This window comes from Cupriavidus sp. U2 (assembly GCF_009663685.2).
Classification (GTDB): domain Bacteria; phylum Pseudomonadota; class Gammaproteobacteria; order Burkholderiales; family Burkholderiaceae; genus Cupriavidus; species Cupriavidus necator_C.
This window is the reverse complement of sequence record NZ_RCOG02000032.1, coordinates 338384-363585: the sequence shown is the minus strand read 5'-3', so window position 1 is coordinate 363585 and position 25202 is coordinate 338384. Positions and strand designations below refer to the sequence as shown.

Sequence of the window (25202 nt, the reverse complement as noted above, 5' to 3'; positions counted from 1 at the left end):
TTTCTCAGACACAGCCTCGAATTTCCAGGAGATAGGCATGGCGCAGAGCGTTGCAGATGTGATGAAGCTCGTGAAGGAAAACGACGTCAAGTTCGTCGATTTCCGCTTCACGGATACCAAGGGCAAGGAACAGCACGTGTCGGTGCCGACGTCGCACTTCGACGAGGACAAGTTCGAAAGCGGCCACGCCTTTGACGGTTCGTCCATCGCGGGCTGGAAGGGTATCGAAGCCTCGGACATGCTGCTGATGCCGGATTCGGGTACCGCCTACATCGACCCGTTCTATGAAGAACCGACCCTGGTCCTGACCTGCGACGTGATCGAACCGTCGGACGGCAAGGGCTACGACCGCGACCCGCGCTCGATCGCCAAGCGCGCCGAGGCCTACCTGAAGAGCACCGGCCTGGGCGACACCGCCTTCTTCGGTCCGGAACCCGAGTTCTTCATTTTCGACGGCGTGACCTGGAACATCGACATGCAGGGCTGCTCGGTGAAGATCCAGTCGGAAGAAGCACCGTGGTCGTCGGGCAAGGAATTCGAGCACGGCAACAGCGGCCACCGTCCGGGCAAGAAGGGCGGCTACTTCCCGGTTGCCCCGATCGACACGTTCCAGGACATGCGTTCGGAAATGTGCCTGATTCTGGAATCGCTGGGCATTCCGGTCGAAGTGCATCACCACGAAGTGGCTGGCCAGGGCCAGAACGAAATCGGCACCAAGTTCAGCACGCTGGTGCAGCGCGCCGACTGGACGCAGCTGCAGAAGTACGTGATCCAGAACGTTGCGCACACCTATGGCAAGACCGCCACGTTCATGCCGAAGCCGGTCGTGGGCGACAACGGTTCGGGCATGCACGTTCACCAGTCCGTGTGGAAGGACGGCCAGAACCTGTTCGCAGGCAACGGCTACGCCGGCCTGTCGGAATTCGCGCTGTACTACATCGGCGGCATCATCAAGCACGCCCGCGCCCTGAACGCCATCACCAACCCGGGCACGAACTCGTACAAGCGCCTGGTGCCGGGCTTCGAAGCCCCGGTGAAGCTGGCCTATTCGGCCCGCAACCGTTCGGCCTCGATCCGTATTCCGTACGTGGCGAACCCGAAGGGCCGCCGTATCGAAACGCGTTTCCCGGATCCGCTGATGAACCCGTACCTGGGCTTCTCGGCACTGCTGATGGCCGGCCTGGACGGCGTGATGAACAAGATCCACCCGGGCGAAGCTGCCGACAAGAACCTGTACGACCTGCCGCCGGAAGAAGACGCAAAGATCCCGACCGTCTGCTCGAGCCTCGACCAGTCGCTGGAGTACCTGGACAACGACCGTGAGTTCCTGACCCGCGGCGGTGTGTTCTCGAACTCGATGATCGATGCGTACATCGAACTCAAGATGGAAGAAGTCACGCGTTTCCGCATGACGACTCACCCGATCGAGTTCGACATGTACTACTCGCTGTAAAGCGATAAGTGGGTTGCCAGGTTGTGACCGGGCAACACTTGCACCAGGAAGGGGCGGCTTCGGCTGTCCCTTTTTGTTTTGCGGCGACGTTGCTCGCTAGAATGGGGCTCCTTTTCCCAACCTTCATGTCGATGTTCATGAACGCCATTTCGAACAAGGGTTTCAGCATGGCCGGCGGCGCGCTGCCGCACCAAATGCGTGTGGGTTTCCCCATTCTGGTGACGATGGCCGCCGTGGCGCTGGCCGTCTGGGCGGCGCCGGCCGCGGCGCAGTCGTCGGACGTGTACATGTGCAAGGGTCCCAACGGCGTGCCCGAGTACCGCAACGGCAGCGGCGGCGGCAAGGACTGCAAGAAGCTCAACCTGCCCGACGTGATGACGGTGCCCGGCACGCGTACCGGCGGCGGTGGCGCCACGGCGGCCGCCAGGCCGGCCGCCACGTCGCCGGCGGCATTCCCGCGCGTGGACAGTGCCACGCAGAAGACCCGCGATGGCGAACGCCGCACGGTGCTGGAGCAGGAACTGCAGTCCGAGGAGGCCAGGCTGGCCGGGCTGCGCGCCGAGTACAACAACGGTGAGCCGGAACGCCAGGGCGGCGAGCGTAATTATCAAAAGTATCTGGATCGCACGGCACGGCTGCGCGATGACGTTGCGCGTAGCGAAGCCAATGTGGCTTCGCTTCGGCGGGAACTGTCGAATTTGAAGGATTGAAACCGATGCGTCGCCTGATTCGCGGAGTTTCGCGCAAGGTTACCGGGGCCGACCGCAAGCCGGACGTGGCCGGTTCAGAGGCCCCGGACGTGCGTGATGCCGATATCCTGCCATTGGGCGATTTCGCATTGCATCCCGGCCTGGACGTGGTGGCCAACCCGGTGCTGCTGGTGCGCCAGCCGGGGCTGCGGGTGGTCTACGCCAATCCGGCCGCCGAAGCCAGCTTTGCCATGTCGCGCAAGGCCATGGTGGAGCTGACGCTGCCCGACCTGTTCGGCGCGTCGGAAGAGCTCGACACCATGATCGACTCCGTCATGGCTCGGCAGGTGGACGTGCGCCGCCAGGACCTGGTGCTGCGCCCGCCGCTGCAGGAACCGCTGCACGCCCACGTGGTGGTGGGCGGCATCGAGGGCAATTCCAGCACGGCGCTGGTCGAGATCCTGCTCAACGAGCAGAAGGTGCGCAGCGACCGCGAGGAACGCCTGATCGACCTGACATCGGCCAACAAGGAACTGATCCGCAATCTGGCGCACGAGATCAAGAACCCGCTGGGCGGTATCCGCGGGGCGGCGCAGCTGCTGGAATTCGAGCTGCCCGAGCGTGCGCTGCGCGAGTACACGCAGGTCATCATCAAGGAATCGGACCGCCTGCAGACGCTGGTGGACCGCCTGCTGGAGCCCCATCGTCACCCGCACATCGTCTCCGAACTCAATATCCACGAGGTGCTGGAGCGGGTGCGCTCGGTGGTGCTGGCCGAATTCCCGAACGGGCTCGATATCGTGCGCGACTACGATGCCAGCCTGCCGGAGCTGCGCGGCGACATGGAGCAGTTGATCCAGGCCGTGCTGAACATCGTCCACAACGCGGCGCAGGCGCTGCACGAGCGCATCGCCCAGGGCGACGCGCAGATCGTCCTGCGGACCCGGGTGGCCCGCCAGGTCACGATTGCCAAGCGTTTGTACAAGCTGGCATTGGACTTGCATGTGATTGACAACGGCCCGGGCATCCCCGAGGACATTCGCGAACGCATCTTCTATCCGCTGGTGTCGGGGAGGGATGGCGGTAGCGGTCTCGGTCTCACACTCGCTCAAACCTTCGTGCAGCAGCACGAGGGCTTGATCGAATGCGAGAGCCGGCCGGGCTGTACCGACTTCCGTATCCTGCTGCCGCTGCACTGACCGCCGATCCAGACATCGACGCGTCCCCCGCGGCGATCCAGCGGGTCATACGGGAGACCACATGACACCGAGCAGACAAGCGACGCACATGAAGCCGATCTGGATAGTCGACGACGATCAATCAATCCGCTGGGTCCTGGAAAAGGCCCTTGCCCGTGAAAGCCTGCTCTCCCGCAGTTTTACCAATGTGCGCGACGTGCTCGCGGCGTTGGAAGAGGACGAGCCGCAAGTCCTGATTTCCGATATCCGCATGCCTGGCGGGTCCGGACTGGACCTGCTGCAGGCGATCAAGGCGCGCCACCCCGGGCTGCCGGTCATCGTGATGACCGCGTACTCGGACCTGGACAGCGCCGTGGCCGCCTTCCAGGGCGGCGCGTTCGAATACCTGGCCAAGCCGTTCGATGTCGACAAGGCTGTCGAGCTGATCCGCCGCGCGCTGGAGGAAAGCCTGCGCGAGGAGGAAATGGACGATCGGCTAGTCGATGCGCCCGAGATCCTGGGCCAGGCGCCGGCCATGCAGGACGTGTTCCGCGCCATCGGCCGCCTGTCGCAATCGAACGTGACCGTGATGATTACCGGCGAATCCGGTACCGGGAAGGAACTGGTGGCGCGTGCGTTGCACAAGCACAGCCCGCGCGCCAACGGCCCGTTCATCGCGCTGAACACGGCGGCGATTCCGAAGGACCTGCTGGAATCGGAACTGTTCGGCCATGAGCGCGGTGCGTTCACGGGCGCGCAGACCATGCGGCGCGGCCGCTTCGAGCAGGCCGAGGGCGGTACGCTGTTCCTCGATGAAATCGGCGATATGCCATTCGATCTGCAGACGCGGCTGCTGCGCGTGCTGTCGGACGGCAATTTCTATCGCGTGGGCGGCCACAATCCGCTGCGCGCCAATGTGCGGGTGATCGCCGCCACCCACCAGAACCTGGAAACGCGGGTCAAGGAAGGGCTGTTCCGCGAGGACTTGTTCCACCGGCTGAACGTGATCCGGCTGCGCCTGCCGCCGCTGCGCGAGCGGCCCGAGGACATCACGCTGCTGGCGCGGCATTTCCTGCAGAAGAGCGCCAAGGAACTGGGCGTCGAGCCCAAGCGCATGTCGGACGAGGCGCTGACCTACGTCAGCACGCTGCCGTTCCCGGGCAACGTGCGCCAGCTTGAGAACCTGTGCAACTGGCTGACCGTGATGGCCCCGGCGCAGACCATCGAGGTCAAGGACCTGCCGCGCGAGATGATCGACGCCGGGCATGGCGAAAGCCTGTCGGCGTCGCGTCCGCCGGCGCCCGACATGCGGCCTGCCGGCGATTACGAGGCCGTGGACACGTCCGACTACGGCATGGGCGCACCGGGCGGGGATGGCGACACCCTGGTGGCGACGCGTCCGCCCATGGTGACGGCATCGTCGGCCATGGCGCCGGCCTATGCCGCGCCGGCCGTCACGCAGAGCTGGGAAAGTCTGCTGGCCGGCGAGGCAAAGTCGATGCTGGAATCCGGCCAGCCGGAAGTCATGGACGCGCTGACGCGCCGGTTTGAAAAGGCCGTACTGGAAGCCGCGCTCGGCGTCACGCGCGGCCGCCGCGTGGAAGCCGCGACCCGGCTCGGAATTGGCCGGAATACGATTACGCGGAAACTCCAGGAGCTGGGATTCGACTGAACCCCGATCGCAATGCCGCGCAACGCGCAAACGTGAAGGGAGGCTCGGTCGGGCCTCCCTTTTTCACTGGCAATCGTGGGAATCGCTTACGGACTGACCGGCTCGGGCATCTCATCCACCCGGAACGCGGGAAGCCATACGTCGGGCCCCGGCGCCACCAGAATCCTGCCGCGCGCCGACACCCGCTTCCCGGCCAGCGCGCGCGCCTTCCGGACCGTCATGCCGCGCAATTCCCAGAAGTCGAACGCGTCCGTTTCCAGCATGATCGTCGGGAACGGGTCGTTACCCCGGATCTGGATCTTTCCGACCAGCGTCTGCGGCGGCTCGACGGGCGGGTCGGTGGCACATGCCGTGATGGCCAGTGCGGCGAGTAATGCGAGGATCGCGCCGAGGATTGAGCCGAGGATTGCGCCGAAGCATGCTTTCACGCTGGGTCTCCGGAAGTGCAGGGTGACGGCGCACCCCGCCAACGCCTTATTGGACCACGACAGACAGCGATGTGCCCGCAGGAACCTCGACTGTCTCGCTGTACGTCCCGGTCACGGCACTGCGGACGATCGGCAGGCTGCCGTAGGGCTGCAGCAGAAGCGGCACCGACTGTGTCAGCGTTCGGATCGGCAGGAAGTCCTGGGGATTGATCGACGGCAACCTGAAGTCACCGTCCACTCGTACCGGGAAGCCAAAGCCGGCAGGGCTCGGCGTTTTCATCAGCGCGCCCGCGGTCGCGGCAAACGCGCGTAGCTGTTCGCCGAAGCCGGAAGTGTCCTTGACCGAGCGGATGGCCGAATCCAGAACCTGGACCGAATTGGTGCTGCTGAAATCGTTCAGCAGGGCTTTATAGAAGTCGAGTCCGAGCTGCCGGGTCAGAAATCCGCCAAGCGATCCGGAAACGGCATAGCTGTTGCAGGACGCCGATGCAATCCTGAAGTCGATCAGGCTGCAGTTGTAGGAACCGGCCCGGTAGCCGACGTAGTCGGGAAAGCGCATGTCGCGGATCGTGTTGTAGTCCGGGCTGACGGAATCGCTGACGAGATCCTCCAGCATCATGGCTGAAGCTTCCTCCAGCCACTGTTCAAATATGTACGCGGGGCCCTTGACCACGCCTCGGCGGTAGAAGCTCTGCAGGTGCATCGCTTCATGAATCATCGTCGAGACCATTTCCGTCAGGGCCTCGGGGCCGCCCAGATAGAGCGCCTCGGCATCCATGTACAGCAATACCGACTCGTTGCTGTAAGGATTGGTGGCCGGATGCCGGGCGATGGCATTCCGTCCATAGAAATACCCGAGCATGCCGGTCGGACGCTCATCGTTGTTGAAATTCAGGATCACGATGTCGATCGGCTGCCCGGTGGCGGGAATCAACTCGGAATAGTCGTGCGGCCCCCAAAGTGGGCCACCGACCGAGGTGAGCGTGTCGTAGAGTCGTCCGGCGGGTGTGAAACTGTCTGCAAGCAGCGCCACGATTTCAGGGCTCACCCTGTCTGGCGTATTTTCCGATTCCTCCACCCAGAAATTGACGGTGGTGCCATCGCCGGTGGCGCGCTGGAGCACCAGCGTGGCCGAACGCGCGGTATCGTCGGCGTGGTACCAGGTTCTGGTAGTGTTCACGACCGCAGGGGCGTGGCTCTGTCGTGCCGAGAAGACCGACATGTTGCTGCGCTGGCCGGCGAGTGCCGCCCAGCCTTCGCGATTGAATTCCGCAATGCGTTGCCGGACGGCCTGCCCGCCATCCTCCTTCCATCGCAGTGCGTTCGCCGCGACCGGGGACGCCTGCGGCGTCGTCAGCGAAATCGTTGGCATGATCTTCGGCACGGCGGTCTGGTTGGTGAAGACCAGCGTGACGTCCTGCCCGCTCAGGCCGTCGATCCGGACCGGGATCCTGGCCGGGGTGGCAGAGGCGTTGATGGCTTGCCACACGCCCACGCCGCTGCCCGCATAGGTGTTCGCACTGACTGTGCCGCAGTTGCTGCAGGCCGGCGACACCGTGCTGGGCGGCTCCGGCAGCGGCGCGGGTGGCGGTGTTTCGGGCGCGGGTGCAGGGGCCGGCGAGGGCGCCGCGACCGTCGTGGGTGGCGCGGACGGTTCGCCCTCGCCACCACCGCCACAGCCGCCGAGCGTGGCGGCAGCCAGCAGTGCTGCGGATACTGACTTCGAATGCGCAAGGATGCGCGACGTGTTTGTCATGACGATTCCCCCTCGAATGTCGGTTGGCCAAGCCGGGCGCCATCGCGGCGCAGCGGTGCTTATACCGGCGTGGATGGCGGGTTCGCCGTCCACACGAGGGGAAATCGAGATTACTTGACGGCGATCATGCCAACTGTTTCAGCTTTAAGACCCTTTCGGCCATTTCCGTAAATCCTTCGCCGCCGGACGCATCGGTGATGTAGGCCGGCTTCACTGGCAGTTTGTCCAGAATGTCGCGCACGTTGGCGACGCCCACCGACAGCGGGAAATGCCCGAACATCGCCACGTCATTGGCCGAATCGCCAATGAACAGCCATTCGTCGCGCCTTGCGTCGATGTCGTCCCCGAGTAATTCCTCTACACAGAGCCGGCTCATCGACAGCTTGTCGTGATGGCCGAACCAGCCATTGACGTGGATCGAACTGACCGTGGCCGTCATGCCGGCGCCGCGCATGATGGCCACGATGCGGTCCACGGCGGCCTGCGGCAGCGGCGATACGTCCTCTGCGTGGTCGATGGCCAGGTCGGCCGCGTGCCAGGCCTGATCCGAGGCCTGCGCGCAGCCGGGGACTTCGCGCAGGATTTCCTGGCCCAGTGCATGGATGCGGAACAGGTTCGCCTCGCGGGTGGCGGCGTCGTCCAGGAAACGCGTGATGAGTTTGTTGTCAACAAGATGCGAATAGAACGCACCGTTTTCGCCGATGATGGCGTCCACCGGCCATAGGCGGGTCAGGATTTCCGCCCACGCGATGCAGCGCCCCGTGACCGGAATCACGTGCAGTCCGGCCCGTTTGAGGCGGTCGAGCGCGACGTAGGTGGAGGCGGGCAGGCGGCCGTCGGTGGTCAGGGTGCCGTCGATGTCGGTCAGGATGCCGCGGACACGGCGCAGCGCGCTGTCGGGCAGGGCGGAAAAGGAGGTCGGTACGGTCATGGCGGGGCATTGTAGCCGTGGCGAACCGCGCCCGGCGTGGCAATTGTCTGTCGTCAATATGCTGCAACATTCTCTTGCGCAAGGGCGGGTTTGCCCGGTGTTCGATGACAACGGAGCGGCGTAACATGCCTGTCACAAAAAATGCATACAGTCGGTCGCTTTTTCAAAAAAACTGTCGCACCGAACGGCCTCAGGAGAAATACCATGTCCTTCCCGCGCTTCGCAGTGAAATTCGCCGCAGTGGCCAGCCTGGCCCTTGCCGGCACGGCCCACGCAGCCGTAGAGATCCAGTGGTGGCACGCCATGCAGGGCGCGCTGAACGACAAGGTGAACGAGATCGCCAACAAGTTCAACGCCAGCCAGTCCGACTACAAGATCGTGCCCGTGAACAAGGGCAACTATGACGAAACGATGGCCGCCGGCATTGCAGCGTTCCGCGCGGGCGGCGCCCCGGCCATCCTGCAGGTGTTCGAGGTGGGCACCGCCACGATGATGAGCGCCAAGGGCGCCATCAAGCCGGTGTCCGTCGTCATGAAGGAATCGGGCGAGAAGTTCGACCAGAAGGCCTATATCCCGGCCGTGGCGGGTTACTACACTTCGTCGAAGGGCGAGATGCTGTCGTTCCCGTTCAACAGCTCGACCACCGTCTTCTACTACAACAAGGACGCCTTCAAGAAGGCCGGCCTGTCGGCGCCGCCGAAGACCTGGCCCGAGGTCATGCAGTATTCGGCCAAGCTCAAGGCGGCCGGCAGCAGCTGCGCGTACACGACCGACTGGCAGAGCTGGGTGCACCTGGAGAGCTTCTCGGCCTGGCATAACACGCTGTTCGCGTCCAAGAACAACGGCTTTGGCGGCACCGACGCCCGCCTGGTGTTCAACAGCCCGCTGCACGTGAAGCACATCACGAACCTGCAGGAAATGGTCAAGAAGGGCTATTTCAGCTATGGCGGCCGCAAGTCGGAGTCGCAGGCCAAGTTCTATAACGGCGAATGCGCGATGTTCACCGGCTCGTCGGCGTCGCTGGCCAACATTCGTAAAAACGCCAAGTTCCAGTTCGGCGTGTCGCAGCTGCCGTACTACGCGGACGTGCAGGGGGCTCCGCAGAACACGATCATCGGCGGTGCGTCGCTGTGGGTGATGGGCGGCAAGAAGGCCGAAGAATACAAGGGCGTGGCCAAGTTCTTCACGTTCCTGTCGCAGCCCGAGATCCAATCGGACTGGCACCAGGCCACCGGCTACCTGCCGGTGACGATGGCCGCCTATGAGCTGACCAAGAAATCGGGTTATTACGACAAGAACCCGGGTGCCGACGTATCGGTCGAGCAGATGGTCGTGAAGACCACCGAGAAGTCGCGCGGCGTGCGCCTGGGCAACCTGGTGCAGATCCGCACGATCGTCGACGAGGAACTGGAATCGGTGTGGGCCGGCAAGAAGGATCCGAAGGCGGCGCTGGACGCGGCCGTGGCACGCGGTAACGAACAGCTGGAACGCTTCCAGAAGACCGCCCGGGAGTAAGCCCGGCCGGTGCAGCGCCCGAGCGGGCGGCGGCACAACCGTCGCCCGCTTGACGTTTGTTCAGTCGTTCAGTCGTTCAGTCGTTTGGTCGTTTGGTCGTTTAGTCTCAGGGCGGACTCCATCCCATGGAAAAACGCGTCGTATTCCGGTCGCCGTGGCTGCCGTATCTGCTGGTGCTGCCGCAGATCGTCATCACGCTGGTCTTCTTCTTCCTGCCCGCCGGGCAGGCGCTGTGGCAGTCGATGCTGCAGCAGGATGCCTTCGGCATCAATCTCGATTTTGTCGGCGCCGACAACTTCGTCACGCTCTGGAACGATCCGAACTACATCGAATCGTTCCAGGTGACGGCCGTCTTCGCCATCGGCGTGACGGTGGTGGGCCTGTCGGTGGCGCTCCTGCTGGCGTACTTTGCCGACCGCGTGGTGCGCGCCGCCACCGGCTACAAGACGCTGCTGATCTGGCCGTACGCCGTGGCGCCGGCCGTGGCGGGCGTGCTCTGGATGTTCATGTTCAACCCGACGCTGGGCGTGGTGTCGTACGCGCTGCGCAAGATCGGCGTGGACTGGAACTACCTGCTGGACAGCAACCAGGCGCTGGCGCTGGTGGTGCTGGCGGCCGCGTGGAAGCAGATCAGCTACAACTTCCTGTTTTTCCTGGCCGGGCTGCAGAGCATTCCCAAGTCGCTGATCGAAGCGGCGGCCATCGATGGCGCCGGGCCGTGGAAGCGGTTCTGGTCGATCGTGTTCCCGCTGCTGTCGCCGACCACGTTCTTCCTGCTGGTGATCAATGTGGTCTATGCGTTCTTCGACACCTTCGCGATCATCGACGCGGTGACGCACGGCGGCCCGTTCAACTCCACGAACACGCTCGTGTACAAGGTGTTCCACGATGGCTTCCGTGGCATGGACATCGGCGGTTCGGCCGCGCAGTCGGTGGTGCTGATGGTGATCGTGATCGCGCTGACCGTGGTGCAGTTCCGCTTCGTGGAACGCAAGGTCCAGTACTGACAGGAGGATAGGCAATGGTAGAGCGTCGTCCTGTACTGGACTTCATTACTCACGTGGTGCTGATCCTGGGCATCGTCGTGGTGGCATTCCCCGTGTACCTGACCTTCGTGGCGTCGACGCTGACGGCCGAGCAGGTGCTGGATGCCCCCATGACGCTGATCCCGGGCAGCCACCTGATCGAAAACTATCGCACGGTGCTGTTCCAGGGCGTGGGCGAGTCGGCATCGCCGGTGTCCACGATGATGAAGAACAGCCTGATCATGGCGCTGGGCATCGCGCTGGGCAAGATCGCGATCTCCATCATCTCGGCCTTCGCGGTGGTCTATTTCCGCTTTCCGCTGCGCAAGGTCTTCTTCTGGATGATCTTCATCACGCTGATGCTGCCGGTGGAAGTGCGGATTCTGCCCACCTACAAGGTGGTGTCGGATCTGGGCCTGCTGGACAGCTACTTCGGGCTGACGATTCCGATCATCGCGTCGGCCACGGCCACGTTCCTGTTCCGTCAGTTCTTCCTGACCATTCCGGACGAACTGGCCGAGGCGGCCCGCATCGACGGCGCCGGCCCGCTGCGCTTCTTCTGGGATGTGGTGCTGCCGCTGTCGCGCACCAGCATCGCGGCGCTGTTCGTGATCCAGTTCATCTACGGGTGGAACCAGTACCTGTGGCCGCTGCTGATCACCACGCAGAAATCGATGACGCCCGTGGTGGTGGGCGTCACGCAGATGATCTCGCGTTCGGGCGATGCGGCCACCGACTGGAATCTGGTGATGGCCACGGTGATGCTGGCGATGATTCCGCCGGCCGTGGTGGTCGTGCTGATGCAACGCTGGTTCGTCAAGGGCCTGGTGGAAACGGAAAAATAAGGTCAGACATGGCAAAGCTGTCTCTTCGAAACGTACAGAAGACCTACGCCGGCGGCACCCAGGTGGTGCATGGCATCGATATGGAAATCGCCGACGGCGAGTTCATCGTGATCGTCGGCCCGTCCGGCTGCGGCAAGTCCACGCTGCTGCGCATGGTGGCGGGGCTGGAAACGATCACCGGCGGCGCGGTGCATATTGGCGACAAGGTCGTGAACGACCTGGAACCGGCCGAACGCGACATCGCGATGGTGTTCCAGAACTACGCGCTGTATCCGCACATGAGCGTCTACGACAACATGGCGTACGGCCTCAAGATCCGCGGCATGTCGAAGGCCGAGATCGAGCAGCGGGTGACGCACGCGGCCGGCATCCTCGAACTGGCCCCGCTGCTTGAACGCAAGCCGCGCGCGCTGTCGGGCGGCCAGCGCCAGCGCGTGGCCATGGGGCGCGCCATCGTGCGTGAGCCGGCGGTGTTCCTGTTCGATGAGCCGCTGTCGAACCTCGACGCCAAGCTGCGCGTGCAGATGCGGCTGGAACTGAAGGACCTGCATCGCCGCCTGAAGACCACCAGCCTGTACGTGACCCACGACCAGGTGGAGGCCATGACGCTGGCCGACCGCATGATGGTGCTCAATGGCGGACGGGTCGAGCAGATCGGCACGCCGCTGGAAGTCTATTCGCGCCCGGCCAGCACGTTCGTGGCCAGCTTTATCGGCTCGCCGCCGATGAACCTGGTGCCGGTGGCGCGCAATGGCGCGGGGCAGGGTACCGCTGGCGGCGACGCGCAGATGCGCGTGCTGCCCAAGGAAGGGCAGGGCGCGGCGGCCACGCTGGGTCATCTGCCGATGGGACTGCACCTGCCCGAGCAGGCGCTGATGGGGCTGCGCCCCGAACACATCGAGCCGTGCGCGACGCACGAGGCGATTGCCGAGGTCGATGTGCGCGTGGTGGAGGCGCTGGGCGCCGACTCGTTCGCGTATGGCACGCTCGGCGGCCAGCCGATCGTGGTGCGGCTGGACAGCCATATGCCGGTGCGTGCCGGCGACAAGCTGCCGATCACGGCATCGGCCGACCACCTGCATTTCTTCGACATGCAGCACGGCAAGCGGATCGAGGCGCTGGCATGAGCGATATCCGGACGAACTGGCCATATCCGCGTCATATCGCCCACCGTGGCGCCGGCAAGCTGGCGCCCGAGAACACGCTGGCGGCGTTTCGCCACGGCGCGTCGTTTGGCTACCGGATGTTCGAGTTCGACGTGAAGCTGTCCGGCGACGGCAAGCCCGTGCTGATGCACGATGCCACGCTGGACCGCACGACGTCCGGCCACGGGCGCGTCGATGCGCTGACGCTCGGCGAGATTGCCTTGCTGGACGCCGGAAGCTGGCACAGCCCAACTTTTGCCGGCGAGCCCGTACCCACGCTGGCGGCCATCGCGCGCTACACGCAGGCCAACGGCTTCCTGGTCAATATCGAGATCAAGCCGGTGCCGGGTGCCGAATATCGCACAGGTGCCGCGGTGGCGCTCGACGCACTTTCGCTGTGGAACGGCGCCGCGGTACCCCCTCTGCTATCGTCGTTTTCCGAGGTCGCACTCGAAGCGGCGCGCCTGGCGGCGCCGGGCCTGCCGCGTGCATTGCTGCTGGACAAGCTGCCGGCCGACTGGCTCGACCGGCTGCGGCGTCTGGACTGCGTGGCGCTCGATTCGAATCATCGCGAACTCGACGCCAAGGTCATTGCCGACGCCCATGCGGCCGGCTTCAAGGTCCTGTGCTACACGGTCAACGACCGTTCCCGCGCGCAGGCTCTGCTGTCATGGGGGCTCGATGGTCTGATTACCGATGCGGTTGACCAGATCGAACCGCAACCGTAACGTTCCTGGACACACTGTCTCGATTTTGCATCACGAAAAGTCCCCACTGTCTGGGGGATTACATGCTATGCTCTGCGAGTGAAGACTTAGGTCCTTCCCGCACAACTTGCCCTTTCGGGTCTGGCGGCGAGACCGAGACAGACGGCACCCCCGGGTGCCGTTCGTTCAAGGTGGTAACCGCAGGACCCCCAAGAGTTGTTTGCAATCCGCTAACCGGTCAGGCCGTGTCGCGGAAGGTTGATGAACCCGCTTAACTCCGGCATACCCGGAGAATAGTGAGCGCCCCATGATGCAGCAGTATCAAAGCAATTCGTACCTCTTCGGCGGCAACGCCCCCTATGTGGAAGAGCTGTACGAGGCCTATCTCCAGAATCCCAGCTCGGTTCCCGACAACTGGCGCGCGTATTTCGACGCGATGCAGAATGTCCCGGCTGTGGATGGTTCCAACGCCCGCGATATCCCCCACGCACCGATCGTCGCCTCGTTTGCCGAGCGCGCCAAGGCGGGCCCCATCAAGACCATCGTTGCCTCGGCCGACTCCGACATGGGTCGCAAGCGCGTCGCTGCCACGCAGCTGATCGCCGCCTACCGCAACATCGGTTCGCACTGGGCCGACCTCGATCCGCTCAAGCGCCAGGAGCGTCCGCCCCTGCCTGACCTGGATCCGGCGTTCTACGGTTTTTCCGAGGCCGACCTCGACATCGTCTTCAATGCCAGCAACACGTATTTCGGCAAGGAGTCGATGAGCCTGCGCGAGCTGCTCAACAACCTCCGTGAGACCTACTGCGGCACCATCGGCGCCGAGTTCATGTACGTGAGCGACCAGGCGCAGAAGCGCTGGTGGCAGGAGCGCCTGGAAACCACGCGTTCCAAGCCCGTGTTCACGCTGGAGAAGAAGAAGCACATCCTTGACCGCCTGACCGCGGCCGAAGGCCTGGAGCGATTCCTCCACACCAAGTACGTCGGCCAGAAGCGTTTCTCGCTGGAAGGTGGCGAGAGCTTCATCGCCGCCATGGACGAACTGATCCAGCACGCCGGTACCAAGGGCGTGCAGGAAATCGTGATCGGCATGGCCCACCGCGGCCGTCTGAACGTGCTGGTCAATACGCTGGGCAAGATGCCGGCCGACCTGTTCGCCGAATTCGAAGGCAAGCACGTCGACGACCTGCCGGCCGGTGACGTGAAGTACCACAAGGGCTTCTCGAGCGATGTCTCGACCGAAGGCGGCCCGGTTCACCTGTCGCTCGCGTTCAACCCGTCGCACCTGGAAATCGTCAACCCGGTGGTGGAAGGCTCGTCCAAGGCCCGCCAGGAACGCCGTGGCGACGCCGGCCACAAGGAAGTGCTGCCGGTGCAGGTGCACGGCGACGCCGCCTTTGCCGGCCAGGGCGTGGTGATGGAAACGCTGAACCTCGCGCAGACCCGCGGCTACGGCACGGGCGGCACGATGCACATCGTCATCAACAACCAGATCGGCTTCACGACGTCTGACCCCCGCGATGCGCGTTCGACGCTGTATTGCACGGACGTGGTCAAGATGATCGAGGCCCCGGTGCTGCACGTGAACGGCGACGATCCCGAAGCCGTGGTGTACGCCATGCAGCTGGCCGTTGACTTCCGCATGGAATTCAACAAGGACGTCGTGGTTGACATCATCTGCTTCCGCAAGCTGGGTCACAACGAGCAGGACACCCCTGCCATGACGCAGCCGCTGATGTACAAGAAAATCGGCCAGCACCCGGGTACGCGCAAGCTGTACGCCGACAAGCTGGTGGCCCAGAACCTGACCGCTGCCGACTTCGGCGACGAGCTGGTCAAGGGCTACCGTGCCGCCATGGACGCTGGCAAGCACACGGTGGACCCTGTCCTGTCGAACTTCAAGAACAAGTTCGCCGTGGACTGGATGCCGTTCCTGAACCGCAAGTGGACCGATGCCGCCGACACCGCCGTGCCGATGACGGAACTGAAGCGTCTGGCCGAGCGCATCACCACGATTCCGGAACAGCTCAAGCTGCACCCGCTGGTGGACAAGGTCATCAAGGACCGTGCCAACATGGGCAAGGGCGAGCAGATGCTGGACTGGGGCATGGGTGAACACCTGGCCTTCGCCTCGCTGGTCGCTTCGGGCTACCCGGTGCGTATCACCGGCCAGGATGCCGGCCGCGGTACCTTCACGCACCGTCACGCCGTGCTGCACGACCAGGCTCGCGAACGCTGGGATGCCGGTTCGTACGTGCCGCTGCAGAACGTGTCGGACAACCAGGCACCGTTCACGGTGATCGACTCGGTGCTGTCGGAAGAGGCCGTGCTCGGCTTCGAATACGGCTACTCGACCGCCGAACCGAACGCGCTGGTGATCTGGGAAGCCCAGTTCGGCGACTTCGTCAACGGCGCCCAGGTGGTGATCGACCAGTTCATCTCGTCGGGTGAAGTGAAGTGGGGCCGCGCCTCGGGCCTGACGATGATGCTTCCGCACGGCTACGAAGGCCAGGGTCCGGAACACAGCTCGGCCCGTATCGAGCGTTTCCTGCAGCTCTGCGCAGACCACAACATGCAGGTGGTCCAGCCGACCACGCCGGCCCAGATCTTCCACCTGCTGCGCCGCCAGATGATCCGTCTGTTCCGCAAGCCGCTGGTGATCATGACGCCGAAGTCGCTGCTGCGCAGCAAGGACGCCGTGTCGCCGCTGTCCGATCTGGCCAAGGGCCATTTCGAGACCGTGATCCCCGATCACGAGGAACTGAACGCCAGCAAGGTCAAGCGCGTGATCATGTGCTCGGGCAAGGTCTACTACGACCTGGTCAACACCCGCAAGGAACGCGAGGCGACCGACACGGCGATCATCCGCCTGGAGCAGCTGTATCCGTTCCCGCACAAGGCCGTGGCCGCGGAACTCAAGAAATACCCCGGCGCGACCGAAATCGTGTGGTGCCAGGACGAACCGCAGAACCAGGGCGCCTGGTTCTTCGTCCAGCACTACATCATGGAAAACATGACGGAAGGCCAGAAGCTCGGTTATGCCGGTCGTCCCGCCTCGGCTTCGCCGGCGGTGGGCTACTACGCAAAGCACAACGAGCAACAGAAGGCGCTGCTGGAAGCCGCGTTCTCCAAGCTCAAGGGCTTTGTTCTGACCAAGTAATTCGTTGGTACCCCGCGGCGGCGCTCAGGGATGCGCGCCGCGGGACTACCTGCCTGAAACGAAACACACACGCATACATCGAGGATTTAACAAACCATGGCTATTGTTGACGTCAAGGTTCCGCAACTGTCTGAATCGGTCGCCGAAGCGACCATGCTGAACTGGAAGAAGAAGCCGGGCGAAGCCGTTGCTCAGGACGAAATCCTGATCGAAATCGAAACGGACAAGGTTGTGCTGGAAGTGCCGGCCCCGTCGGCTGGCGTGCTGTCGCAGATCGTCAAGAACGACGGTGACACCGTTGTTGCCGACGAAATCATCGCCAAGATCGACACGGCAGCCACTGCTGGCGCCGCCGCTCCGGCCGCTGCCGCCCCGGCTCCCGCTGCCGCCGCACCGGCTCCGGCCGCTGCCCCGGCTGCCGCGCCCGCTGCTGCTGGCGCCGTCGCCATGCCGTCGGCTGCCAAGCTGATGGCCGAAGGCGGCCTGTCGGCCTCGCAAGTGGCCGGCACCGGCAAGGACGGCCGTATCACCAAGGGTGATGTGCTGGCCGCAGGTTCGGCTCCGGCCGCCAAGGCTGCACCGGCTCCGGCCGCTGCCAAGCCGGCCCTGCCGCAAGTGTCGGCCCAGGTCGACTTCGCCGCGCTGGGCGACCGCCCGGAAGAGCGCGTGCCGATGAGCCGCCTGCGCGCCCGTATCGCCGAGCGCCTGGTGCAGTCGCAATCGACCAACGCCATCCTGACCACGTTCAACGAAGTGAACATGAAGCCGGTCATGGATCTGCGTAACAAGTACAAGGATCGCTTCGAGAAGGAACACGGCGTGAAGCTGGGCTTCATGTCGTTCTTCGTGAAGGCCGCCGTCCACGCGCTGAAGAAGTACCCGATCATCAACGCTTCGGTGGATGGCAACGACATCGTCTACCACGGCTACTTCGACATCGGTATCGCCGTTGGCTCGCCGCGTGGCCTGGTGGTGCCGATCCTGCGCAACGCCGACCAGATGAGCCTGGCCGATATCGAGAAGAAGATTGCCGAGTTCGGTGCCAAGGCCCGTGACGGCAAGCTGTCGCTGGACGACCTGACCGGCGGTACGTTCTCGATCTCGAACGGCGGTACGTTCGGTTCGATGCTGTCGACCCCGATCATCAACCCGCCGCAATCGGCCATCCTGGGCGTTCACGCCACCAAGGACCGCGCCGTGGTGGAAGACGGTCAGATCGTGATCCGTCCGATGAACTACCTGGCCATGTCCTATGACCACCGTATCATCGACGGCCGCGAAGCCGTCCTGGGTCTGGTGGCCATGAAGGAAGCGCTGGAAGATCCGGCCCGCCTGCTGCTGGACCTGTAATCGGTCCTGTCCCCAGACAGACACTCCGTCTTTCGTTTGTCGTCGTCCCCGCGCCACGGTGCGGGGACCCGGCGAGCGCATCTGCACGATGCCGCCGGATGCCTGCCTTATTGGCGCGGGCATGACGTGCCAAAGAGATATTTCCCATGAGCAAACAATTCGACGTGCTGGTGATCGGCGCCGGCCCCGGCGGCTACATCGCCGCCATTCGTGCTGCCCAGCTGGGCCTGAACGTGGCCTGCCTGGAAGGCAACGCCTATGACGATCCCAAGGGCGAAGCCCGCCTGGGCGGCACCTGCCTGAACGTGGGCTGCATCCCGTCCAAGGCGCTGCTGGCTTCCTCGGAAGAGTTCGAGAACGCCTCGCACCACCTAGCTGACCACGGCATCACCGTGGGTGACGTCAAGGTCGACGTGGCCAAGATGCTCAAGCGCAAGGACGACATCGTCGGCAAGATGACCAAGGGCATCGAGTTCCTGTTCCGCAAGAACAAGGTCACGCTGTTCAAGGGCTACGGCAAGTTCGCAGGCAAGGCCGCCGAAGGCTTCCAGGTCGAAGTGAACGGCGAAACGCTGACCGCCAAGCAGGTCATCATCGCCACGGGCTCGAAGGCCCGCCATCTGCCGGGTATCCCCGTCGACAACAAGTTGATCAGTGACAACGAAGGCGCGCTGAAGTTTGAGACGGTGCCGAAGAAGCTGGGCGTGATTGGCGCCGGCGTGATCGGCCTGGAGCTCGGTTCGGTCTGGCGCCGCCTGGGTGCCGACGTGACCGTGCTGGAAGCGTTGCCCGCGTTCCTGGGCGCCGCCGACGAAGGCGTGGCCAAGGAAGCCCAGAAGCTGCTGACCAAGCAGGGCCTGAAGTTCAACCTGGGCGTCAAGGTCAATGAAGTCAAGGCCGGCAAGGACAACGTCACCGTTGCCTATACCGACAAGGACGGCAAGGACCAGACGCTCGAAGTCGATCGCCTGATCGTATCGGTCGGCCGCGTGCCGAACACCGACAACCTGGGCCTGGAAGCGGTTGGCCTGGGCGTGGATCAGCGTGGCTTCATCGAAGTCGACGACCACTGCCAGACCAAGGTGCCGGGCATCTGGGCAATCGGCGACGTGGTGCGTGGCCCGATGCTGGCCCACAAGGCGGAAGACGAAGGCGTGGCCGTGGCCGAGCGCATCGTCGGCCAGAAGCCGCACATCGACTTCAACACGGTGCCGTGGGTGATCTACACGTTCCCGGAAATCGCGTGGGTCGGCAAGACCGAGCAACAGCTCAAGGCAGAAGGCCGCGAGTACAAGTCGGGCCAGTTCCCGTTCATGGCCAACGGCCGTGCACTGGGCATGGGCGCGGCCGACGGCTTCGTCAAGATGCTGGCCGACGCCAAGACCGACGAGATCCTGGGCGTGCACATCGTGGCAGCCAATGCGTCGGACCTGATTGCCGAAGCCGTGGTGGCCATGGAGTTCAAGGCGGCAAGCGAAGACATCGGTCGTGTCTGCCACCCGCACCCGTCGATGTCGGAAGTCATGCGCGAAGCCGCGCTGGCCGTCGACAAGCGTCAGCTGAACATGTAATTCCCGTTCACCTCCTGGTGAACACCGGCGCGCCGCGATTCCTGCGGCGCGCCGTTTTCGCTTGAAGCACCCCGGCATTTCCGAGCCCCGACATGAACGTCACCGAGTTTTACGAACACGAACTCAAGCAGCGCGGCTACCAGTCCGACGAGGCGCAATTGCGCGCCGTGGCCCGGCTGCAGCAGTGCTACGACGAGTGGGTGGCGTACAAGAGCCGCCGCAACAACGCGCTGAAGAAGCTGCTGGTACACCCGGATGTGCCCAAGGGCGTGTACCTGTGGGGCGGGGTAGGGCGCGGCAAGTCGTTCCTGATGGACAGCTTCTATTCCTGCGTGCCCGTGGTGCGCAAGACCCGGCTGCATTTCCACGAATTCATGCGCGAGGTGCATCGCGAGCTCGAGGAGCTGCGGGGCCGTGCCGATCCGCTCGACGAGCTGGCCAGGCGCATCGCGCGCCGTTTCCGGCTGATCTGCTTCGACGAGTTTCACGTCAGCGACGTGGCGGATGCCATGATCCTGCACCGCCTGCTGCAGCAGTTGTTCGACAACGGCGTGCAGTTCGTGATGACCTCGAACTATCGCCCGGACCTGCTGTACCCGGACGGCCTGCATCGTGACCGCGTGCTGCCGGCCATCCACTTGCTGCAGACGAAGCTCGACGTGCTCAACGTCGACGCCGGCATCGATTACCGGAAGCGGGCGCTGGAACAGGTGCAGGCGTACCACACGCCGCTGGGCCGCGAGGCAAGCGCCGCACTGCGCGACGCGTTCGTGTCGATCGCGGGGACTGCCGATGAATCGCCGATCCTCCATATCGAGCATCGCGAGATCAAGGCGCTGCGCAAGGCCAACGGCGTGGTCTGGTTCGATTTCGCCACGCTGTGCGGCGGACCGCGTTCGCAGAACGACTATCTGGAAATTGCCTCGCAATTCCACACCGTGATTCTCTCGGACGTGCCGAAGATGACGCCGCGGATGTCGTCGGAGGCGCGCCGCTTCACCTGGCTGATCGACGTGTTCTACGACCACAAGGTCAAGCTGCTGATTTCGGCCGAAGTGCCGGCCGACGAGCTGTACACGGAAGGGCAAATGGCCAACGAGTTCCACCGGACCGTGTCGCGGATCATCGAGATGCAGTCGCGGGAATACCTGGAGTCGGAACGCCGGGTGATGGACACTTCGCTGACCTGACCGCCTGAAGTCCAGGCACGTCAAGGCATCCGGCAAGCCTCCGTTGTTTGCCGGACACCTTGGGGGGCGATTCTGAGGTCGTTTCCCCAAGTTTGATTTGTATCAAGGTAGGGCGCGCGCAAGGTACCTAGTATCCACTGGGTAATAAAAGCGCGCCATGTCGTCTCCAACTACCGCCCCCCTCGCGCCAGGTCTGGTATCTGCCGCCGTTCCGGCCAGTACCTTTGCCGACCATCCGGACGCCCGTTCTCCCGGGCGGGCATTGGCGTCTTCTGCGTCAATAGCCTCAGACTCCACCGATTGTTTCCACTGCGGCCAGCCGCTGAAGGCCGCCGCGCCCTTTGTCGCCCAGATTGACGGCCAATCGCGCAGCTTTTGCTGTGGCGGCTGCCAGACCCTGGCGCAGACGCTGCACGCGGCCGGTTTCGGTCATCTCTATGGCGATGTCACGCGCTTTGCGCGGCCAATCGACGCCGAAGCGCGGCGCGAGGCCGAGCCGGTCTGGGCGGCCTACGACAGCCCGGAACTGCGCGGCCAGTTCGTGCGGCCGGCGGGAGAGGGCCGTTCCGAGGTGACGTTGGCTCCGGAAAACATCCGCTGTGCTGCCTGCGCCTGGCTGATCGAACAGCATCTGGGGCAGCTCGACGGGGTGGAATCGGTGGTGGCCAACGTGGCGACGCGCCGCGTGATTGTGCGCTGGCGCGACGCCTCGCAAGGCGTGGCCAACCTGCTGTCCAGCCTGGCCGATATCGGCTATGCGGCCTGGCCGTTCGAGGTGTCGCGCTCCGACCAGCGGGACCGCCGCGAACGCCGCAGCCTGCTGATGCGGATGGCGGTGGCCATGCTCGGCATGATGCAGGTGATGATGTACGCGTGGCCGCTCTACACGCATGAGGCCACGATCGATCCCGGCCAGCTGCAGCTGATGCGCTGGGCCAGCTTCGCGCTGACCGTTCCGGTCGTTCTCTATTCCGCGTGGCCGATCTTTGCCGGCGCCTGGCGGTCGCTGCGCCACCGCCACATGGGCATGGACGTGCCGGTCGCGATTGGCGTGGCGGCCGGGTTCCTGGCCAGCGCCGTGGCCACCGTGCGCGGCGTGGGCGAAGTCTATTTCGATTCCGTGACGATGTTCGTCGCGTTCCTGTTGCTGGCGCGCTACCTGGAACTGCGCGTGCGTCAGGCATCGCGCAGCGGCGCGGAAATGCTGGCGCGGCAGTTGCCGGCCACCTGCGAGCGGCTGGCGCAGGCCGGCGGGGCGGGCGAGCGCATCCCGGTCGCCAGATTGCAGCCGGGCGACCGTATCCGCGTCAAGGCCGGCGAGATCGTGCCGGCCGATGGGGTGGTGCTGGCCGGCGCGAGCGAGCTTGATGAATCGATGCTGACGGGCGAGGCGCGTCCGGTGAAGCGCGCGACGGGCGACGCGGTGCTGGCGGGCTGCTTCAATGCCGCCAGCCCGCTGGAGATACGTATCGAGCGGATTGGCGCGCAAACGCGCCTGGCGGAGATCGTCGCCGTGCTCGACCGTGCGCTGGCGGACAAGCCCAGGCTGGCGCAAGTGGCCGACCGCGTGGCCGGCTGGTTCGTCGGCACGCTGCTGATCATGGCCGTGGCGACCGGGGCGGCCTGGGCGCTATGGATCGATCCGTCGCGCGCGTTGCTGGTGACGGTGGCGGTGCTGGTCGTCAGTTGCCCTTGTGCGCTGTCGCTGGCCACGCCAGCCGTGCTGGCGGCCGCGGGGGCGGCGCTGTCGCGGCGCGGGATGCTGCTGACACGCGCGCATGCGCTCGAAGCATTGGCCCGGGTGACCGACGTGGTGCTCGACAAGACCGGCACGCTGACCGAAGGGCGCTTTGCGCTGGTGTCCACGCAGACGTTCGGAGCGCCCGATGCGCAGGCCTGCCGACGCGTCGCGGCCGCCATGGAACGCGGTGGCGAGCATCCGATTGCACGGGCGTTCGCTGAGTCCTGCGACGACGCGGGCAGCGGTCAACCCGTCGTGAGCGAACTGCGCAATGTGCCGGGGCAGGGGCTCGAAGCGTCGGTCGACGGCTGCCGGCTTCGCCTGGGGCGCCGCGAGTACGTGGCCGCCCTCTCATCGAGCGCAGAGGCCGATGAATGCGGGCACGAGAGCCATCCGGGCGCCACGCAGGTGTGGCTGGGCGACGCCACCGGCCTGCTCGCCTGCTTCCTGCTCGCCGATGTCGAACGCGGCCAGACCCGTGCATTGTTGCGCGCGCTGGATTCGCTGGGCGTGCGCTGCCACCTGGTGTCGGGCGATGGCACGGCGGCCGTGCGCTGGTGGGCCGGCCGTTTCGGCATGGATACCGCCCTGGGCGCCGTGACGCCAGAAGGCAAGCGCGAGTACGTGGCTGCACTGCAGCAGCGCGGCGCGGTGGTGCTGGCGGTGGGCGACGGCATCAACGATGCCCCGGTGCTGGCGCAGGCGCAGGTATCGATCGCCATCGGCAGCGGCGCACCGCTGGCGCAGGCGGGGGCCGATGCGGTGCTGACGCACGGCGGGGTGGCGGAAATCGCCACCGCCGTTGCCGCCGCCCGCCGCGCGCGCCGCGTGGTGCGGCAGAACCTGGGCTGGGCCTTTGCCTACAACGTGGTGGCCATCCCGCTGGCCGCGACGGGCCACGTCACGGCCTGGATGGCCGGAATCGGCATGTCGGTGTCATCGCTGCTGGTGGTGGCCAATGCGTGGCGGCTGCTGCGCGTCAAGGCGGCGGCGCCTGAAGCGCCGGAAGCGCCGGAAGCCCCGGAAGCGCGGGAAGGGAAAGCCTGATGGAAACGCTATATCTGCTGGTGCCGATGAGCCTGGTGCTGGTGGCATTGATCGCCGGGGTCTTGTGGTGGGCGCTGCATGCGGGTCAGTACGACGACCTGGACCGGCCCGCCGAAGCGATCCTGCTCGATAACGACAAGCCGCAGGGGCCCGAACACGCCCGGTAGGGCGAATCGGCCGATGCGTCCTGGTGCAAGACCGGTGCACAGACATTACCCGGCGAAAACAGTTCGTGCGTGGTGCGTAAGGATTGATTGAAGTCAACGCGACGAGCGCGCTGTTTTTCTAAAGTCACACAGTCAATAGGTTTATTCTTACTTAGCTTGGGGGTCTGAATGGCTGTCACCACCGCGTCTCCACGCGTCGACACCTTCAACTACGGTGTAGTGCGGCAGTTTGCCGTCATGACCGTTGTCTGGGGCATCGTCGGCATGGCCGTAGGCGTTCTGCTTGCGGCGCAACTGATCTGGCCGGATCTGAATTTCAATACGCCGTGGCTGTCGTTCGGCCGACTGCGACCGTTGCACACCAATGCGGTGATCTTCGCCTTTGGCGGCAGCGCACTGTTTGCCACGTCGTATTACGTGGTGCAGCGCACCTGCCAGGCGCGCCTGTTCTGCGGGCCGCTCGCGGCATTCACGTTCTGGGGCTGGCAGATCGTCATCGTCGCCGCCGCGATCACGCTGCCGATGGGCATCACGAGCTCGAAGGAGTATGCCGAGCTCGAATGGCCGATCGACATCCTGATCACGCTGGTCTGGGTGGCCTATGCCATCGTCTTTTTTGGCACGATTGTCAAGCGCAAGACCCGGCACATCTACGTGGCCAACTGGTTCTTCGGCGCCTACATCCTGACCATCGCCATCCTGCATATCGTCAACAACATCGAGATGCCGGCGTCGATGTGGAAGTCGTATTCCGCCTATGCGGGCGTGCAGGACGCCATGATTCAGTGGTGGTACGGCCATAACGCGGTGGGCTTCTTCCTGACCACCAGCTTCCTGGGAATGATGTACTACTTCATCCCGAAGCAGGCCGAGCGGCCGATCTATTCGTATCGCCTGTCGATCGTCCACTTCTGGGCGCTCAACTTCACCTACATGTGGGCTGGCCCGCACCATCTGCAATACACCGCGCTGCCCGACTGGGCACAGTCGCTGGGCATGGTGTTCTCGCTGATCCTGCTCGCGCCGTCGTGGGGCGGCATGATCAACGGCATCATGACCATGTCCGGCGCCTGGCACAAGCTGCGTACCGACCCGATCCTCAAGTTCCTGGTAGTGGCGCTGTCGTTCTACGGCATGGCCACGTTCGAGGGCTCGATGATGTCGATCAAGACCGTGAATGCGCTGTCGCACTACACGGACTGGACGATCGGCCACGTCCATTCGGGCGCGCTGGGCTGGGTCGCGATGATCTCGATTGGCTCGCTCTACTACCTGATCCCGCGCCTGTTCGGCGAAAAGCAGATGTACAGCACGCGTCTGATCGAGTTGCACTTCTGGGTGGCCACGATCGGCGTGGTGCTCTATATCGCCTCGATGTGGATCGCCGGTGTGATGGAAGGCCTGATGTGGCGCGCCACGCAGCCGGACGGCACGCTGACCTACGCGTTCGTGGAAGCGGTCAAGGCCAAGTATCCGTTCTACCTGATCCGACTGGCCGGCGGCCTGTGCTTCCTGGGTGGCATGTTCATCATGGCCTACAACGTGTTCCGCACCATCGCCGGCAAGCCGGCCGTGGACGCGCCGATTCCGGCCAGCCTGCCGGCTTCCGCCCACTGACCAGAGCCGAGGACG

The 25202-nt window shown here is 64.5% G+C and carries 19 protein-coding genes; 16 read left to right on the top strand and 3 right to left on the bottom strand.

Annotated features, from left to right (window positions below; translation table 11 throughout):
- The first annotated feature begins 37 nt into the window (after positions 1-37).
- From D9X30_RS25910 to ntrC, 4 genes are all read left to right on the top strand, one after another.
- Positions 38-1453, top strand: a complete 1416-nt coding sequence (locus D9X30_RS25910) for a 3-hydroxylaminophenol mutase (protein WP_092594071.1) — start codon at positions 38-40, stop codon at positions 1451-1453.
- A 137-nt stretch (positions 1454-1590) separates the two neighbouring features.
- The gene (locus D9X30_RS25905) at positions 1591-2163 is read left to right on the top strand and encodes a DUF4124 domain-containing protein (protein WP_502799691.1); all 573 of its coding nucleotides are present in this window, start codon (positions 1591-1593) and stop codon (positions 2161-2163) included.
- 5 nt (positions 2164-2168) lie between these two features.
- Complete coding sequence (gene glnL / locus D9X30_RS25900) at positions 2169-3341, top strand: nitrogen regulation protein NR(II) (RefSeq protein WP_153945243.1); 1173 nt, start codon at positions 2169-2171, stop codon at positions 3339-3341.
- Between the two features lie 88 nt (positions 3342-3429).
- Positions 3430-4992, top strand: coding sequence for a nitrogen regulation protein NR(I) (gene ntrC, locus D9X30_RS25895; protein ID WP_153945668.1), 1563 nt, complete (start codon positions 3430-3432; stop codon positions 4990-4992).
- 86 nt (positions 4993-5078) lie between these two features.
- On the opposite strand, the gene D9X30_RS25890 is transcribed toward ntrC, so the two are convergent.
- The 3 genes from D9X30_RS25890 to D9X30_RS25880 all read right to left on the bottom strand — a co-directional run bounded on the left by D9X30_RS25890 (position 5079) and on the right by D9X30_RS25880 (position 8107).
- Entirely contained in the window at positions 5079-5420 is a 342-nt protein-coding gene (locus tag D9X30_RS25890; protein ID WP_249641090.1) for a hypothetical protein, read from the bottom strand.
- 46 nt (positions 5421-5466) lie between these two features.
- On the bottom strand, positions 5467-7176 hold the full coding sequence (locus D9X30_RS25885; RefSeq protein WP_153945242.1) for a M30 family zinc metallopeptidase: 1710 nt from the start codon (positions 7174-7176) through the stop codon (positions 5467-5469).
- A 124-nt stretch (positions 7177-7300) separates the two neighbouring features.
- Positions 7301-8107: an HAD-IIB family hydrolase gene (locus D9X30_RS25880; protein ID WP_153945241.1), complete on the bottom strand. Its 807-nt coding sequence runs from the start codon at positions 8105-8107 to the stop codon at positions 7301-7303.
- 204 nt (positions 8108-8311) lie between these two features.
- On the opposite strand from D9X30_RS25880, the gene ugpB reads away from it, so the two are divergent.
- From ugpB to ccoN, 12 genes are all read left to right on the top strand, one after another.
- Positions 8312-9622 (top strand): sn-glycerol-3-phosphate ABC transporter substrate-binding protein UgpB, encoded by a 1311-nt coding sequence (gene ugpB, locus D9X30_RS25875; protein ID WP_153945240.1) that lies wholly within the window; start codon positions 8312-8314, stop codon positions 9620-9622.
- Between the two features lie 125 nt (positions 9623-9747).
- A complete protein-coding gene (gene ugpA, locus D9X30_RS25870; RefSeq protein ID WP_153945239.1) occupies positions 9748-10629 on the top strand; it encodes a sn-glycerol-3-phosphate ABC transporter permease UgpA in 882 nt (293 codons plus the stop codon).
- 14 nt (positions 10630-10643) lie between these two features.
- On the top strand, positions 10644-11492 hold the full coding sequence (ugpE, locus tag D9X30_RS25865) for a sn-glycerol-3-phosphate ABC transporter permease UgpE (protein WP_092594063.1): 849 nt from the start codon (positions 10644-10646) through the stop codon (positions 11490-11492).
- A gap of 8 nt (positions 11493-11500) precedes the next feature.
- Entirely contained in the window at positions 11501-12619 is a 1119-nt protein-coding gene (locus D9X30_RS25860; protein WP_153945238.1) for a sn-glycerol-3-phosphate import ATP-binding protein UgpC, read from the top strand.
- Positions 12616-13365, top strand: coding sequence for a glycerophosphodiester phosphodiesterase (ugpQ, locus tag D9X30_RS25855; RefSeq protein WP_153945237.1), 750 nt, complete (start codon positions 12616-12618; stop codon positions 13363-13365). The genes D9X30_RS25860 and ugpQ overlap by 4 nt, the downstream gene beginning before the upstream one ends.
- Before the next feature lie 286 nt (positions 13366-13651).
- The gene (locus D9X30_RS25850) at positions 13652-16504 is read left to right on the top strand and encodes a 2-oxoglutarate dehydrogenase E1 component (protein WP_153945236.1); all 2853 of its coding nucleotides are present in this window, start codon (positions 13652-13654) and stop codon (positions 16502-16504) included.
- Between the two features lie 96 nt (positions 16505-16600).
- Positions 16601-17854 (top strand): 2-oxoglutarate dehydrogenase complex dihydrolipoyllysine-residue succinyltransferase, encoded by a 1254-nt coding sequence (gene odhB, locus D9X30_RS25845; protein ID WP_153945235.1) that lies wholly within the window; start codon positions 16601-16603, stop codon positions 17852-17854.
- Between the two features lie 146 nt (positions 17855-18000).
- Complete coding sequence (lpdA, locus tag D9X30_RS25840; RefSeq protein ID WP_153945234.1) at positions 18001-19425, top strand: dihydrolipoyl dehydrogenase; 1425 nt, start codon at positions 18001-18003, stop codon at positions 19423-19425.
- Between the two features lie 92 nt (positions 19426-19517).
- A complete protein-coding gene (zapE, locus tag D9X30_RS25835) occupies positions 19518-20615 on the top strand; it encodes a cell division protein ZapE (protein ID WP_153945233.1) in 1098 nt (365 codons plus the stop codon).
- 157 nt (positions 20616-20772) lie between these two features.
- On the top strand, positions 20773-23403 hold the full coding sequence (locus D9X30_RS25830) for a heavy metal translocating P-type ATPase (RefSeq protein WP_153945232.1): 2631 nt from the start codon (positions 20773-20775) through the stop codon (positions 23401-23403).
- Positions 23403-23570: a cbb3-type cytochrome oxidase assembly protein CcoS gene (ccoS, locus tag D9X30_RS25825; RefSeq protein ID WP_153945231.1), complete on the top strand. Its 168-nt coding sequence runs from the start codon at positions 23403-23405 to the stop codon at positions 23568-23570. The genes D9X30_RS25830 and ccoS overlap by 1 nt, the downstream gene beginning before the upstream one ends.
- Before the next feature lie 168 nt (positions 23571-23738).
- Positions 23739-25187: a cytochrome-c oxidase, cbb3-type subunit I gene (gene ccoN / locus D9X30_RS25820; protein ID WP_153945230.1), complete on the top strand. Its 1449-nt coding sequence runs from the start codon at positions 23739-23741 to the stop codon at positions 25185-25187.
- Positions 25188-25202 lie beyond the last annotated feature (15 nt).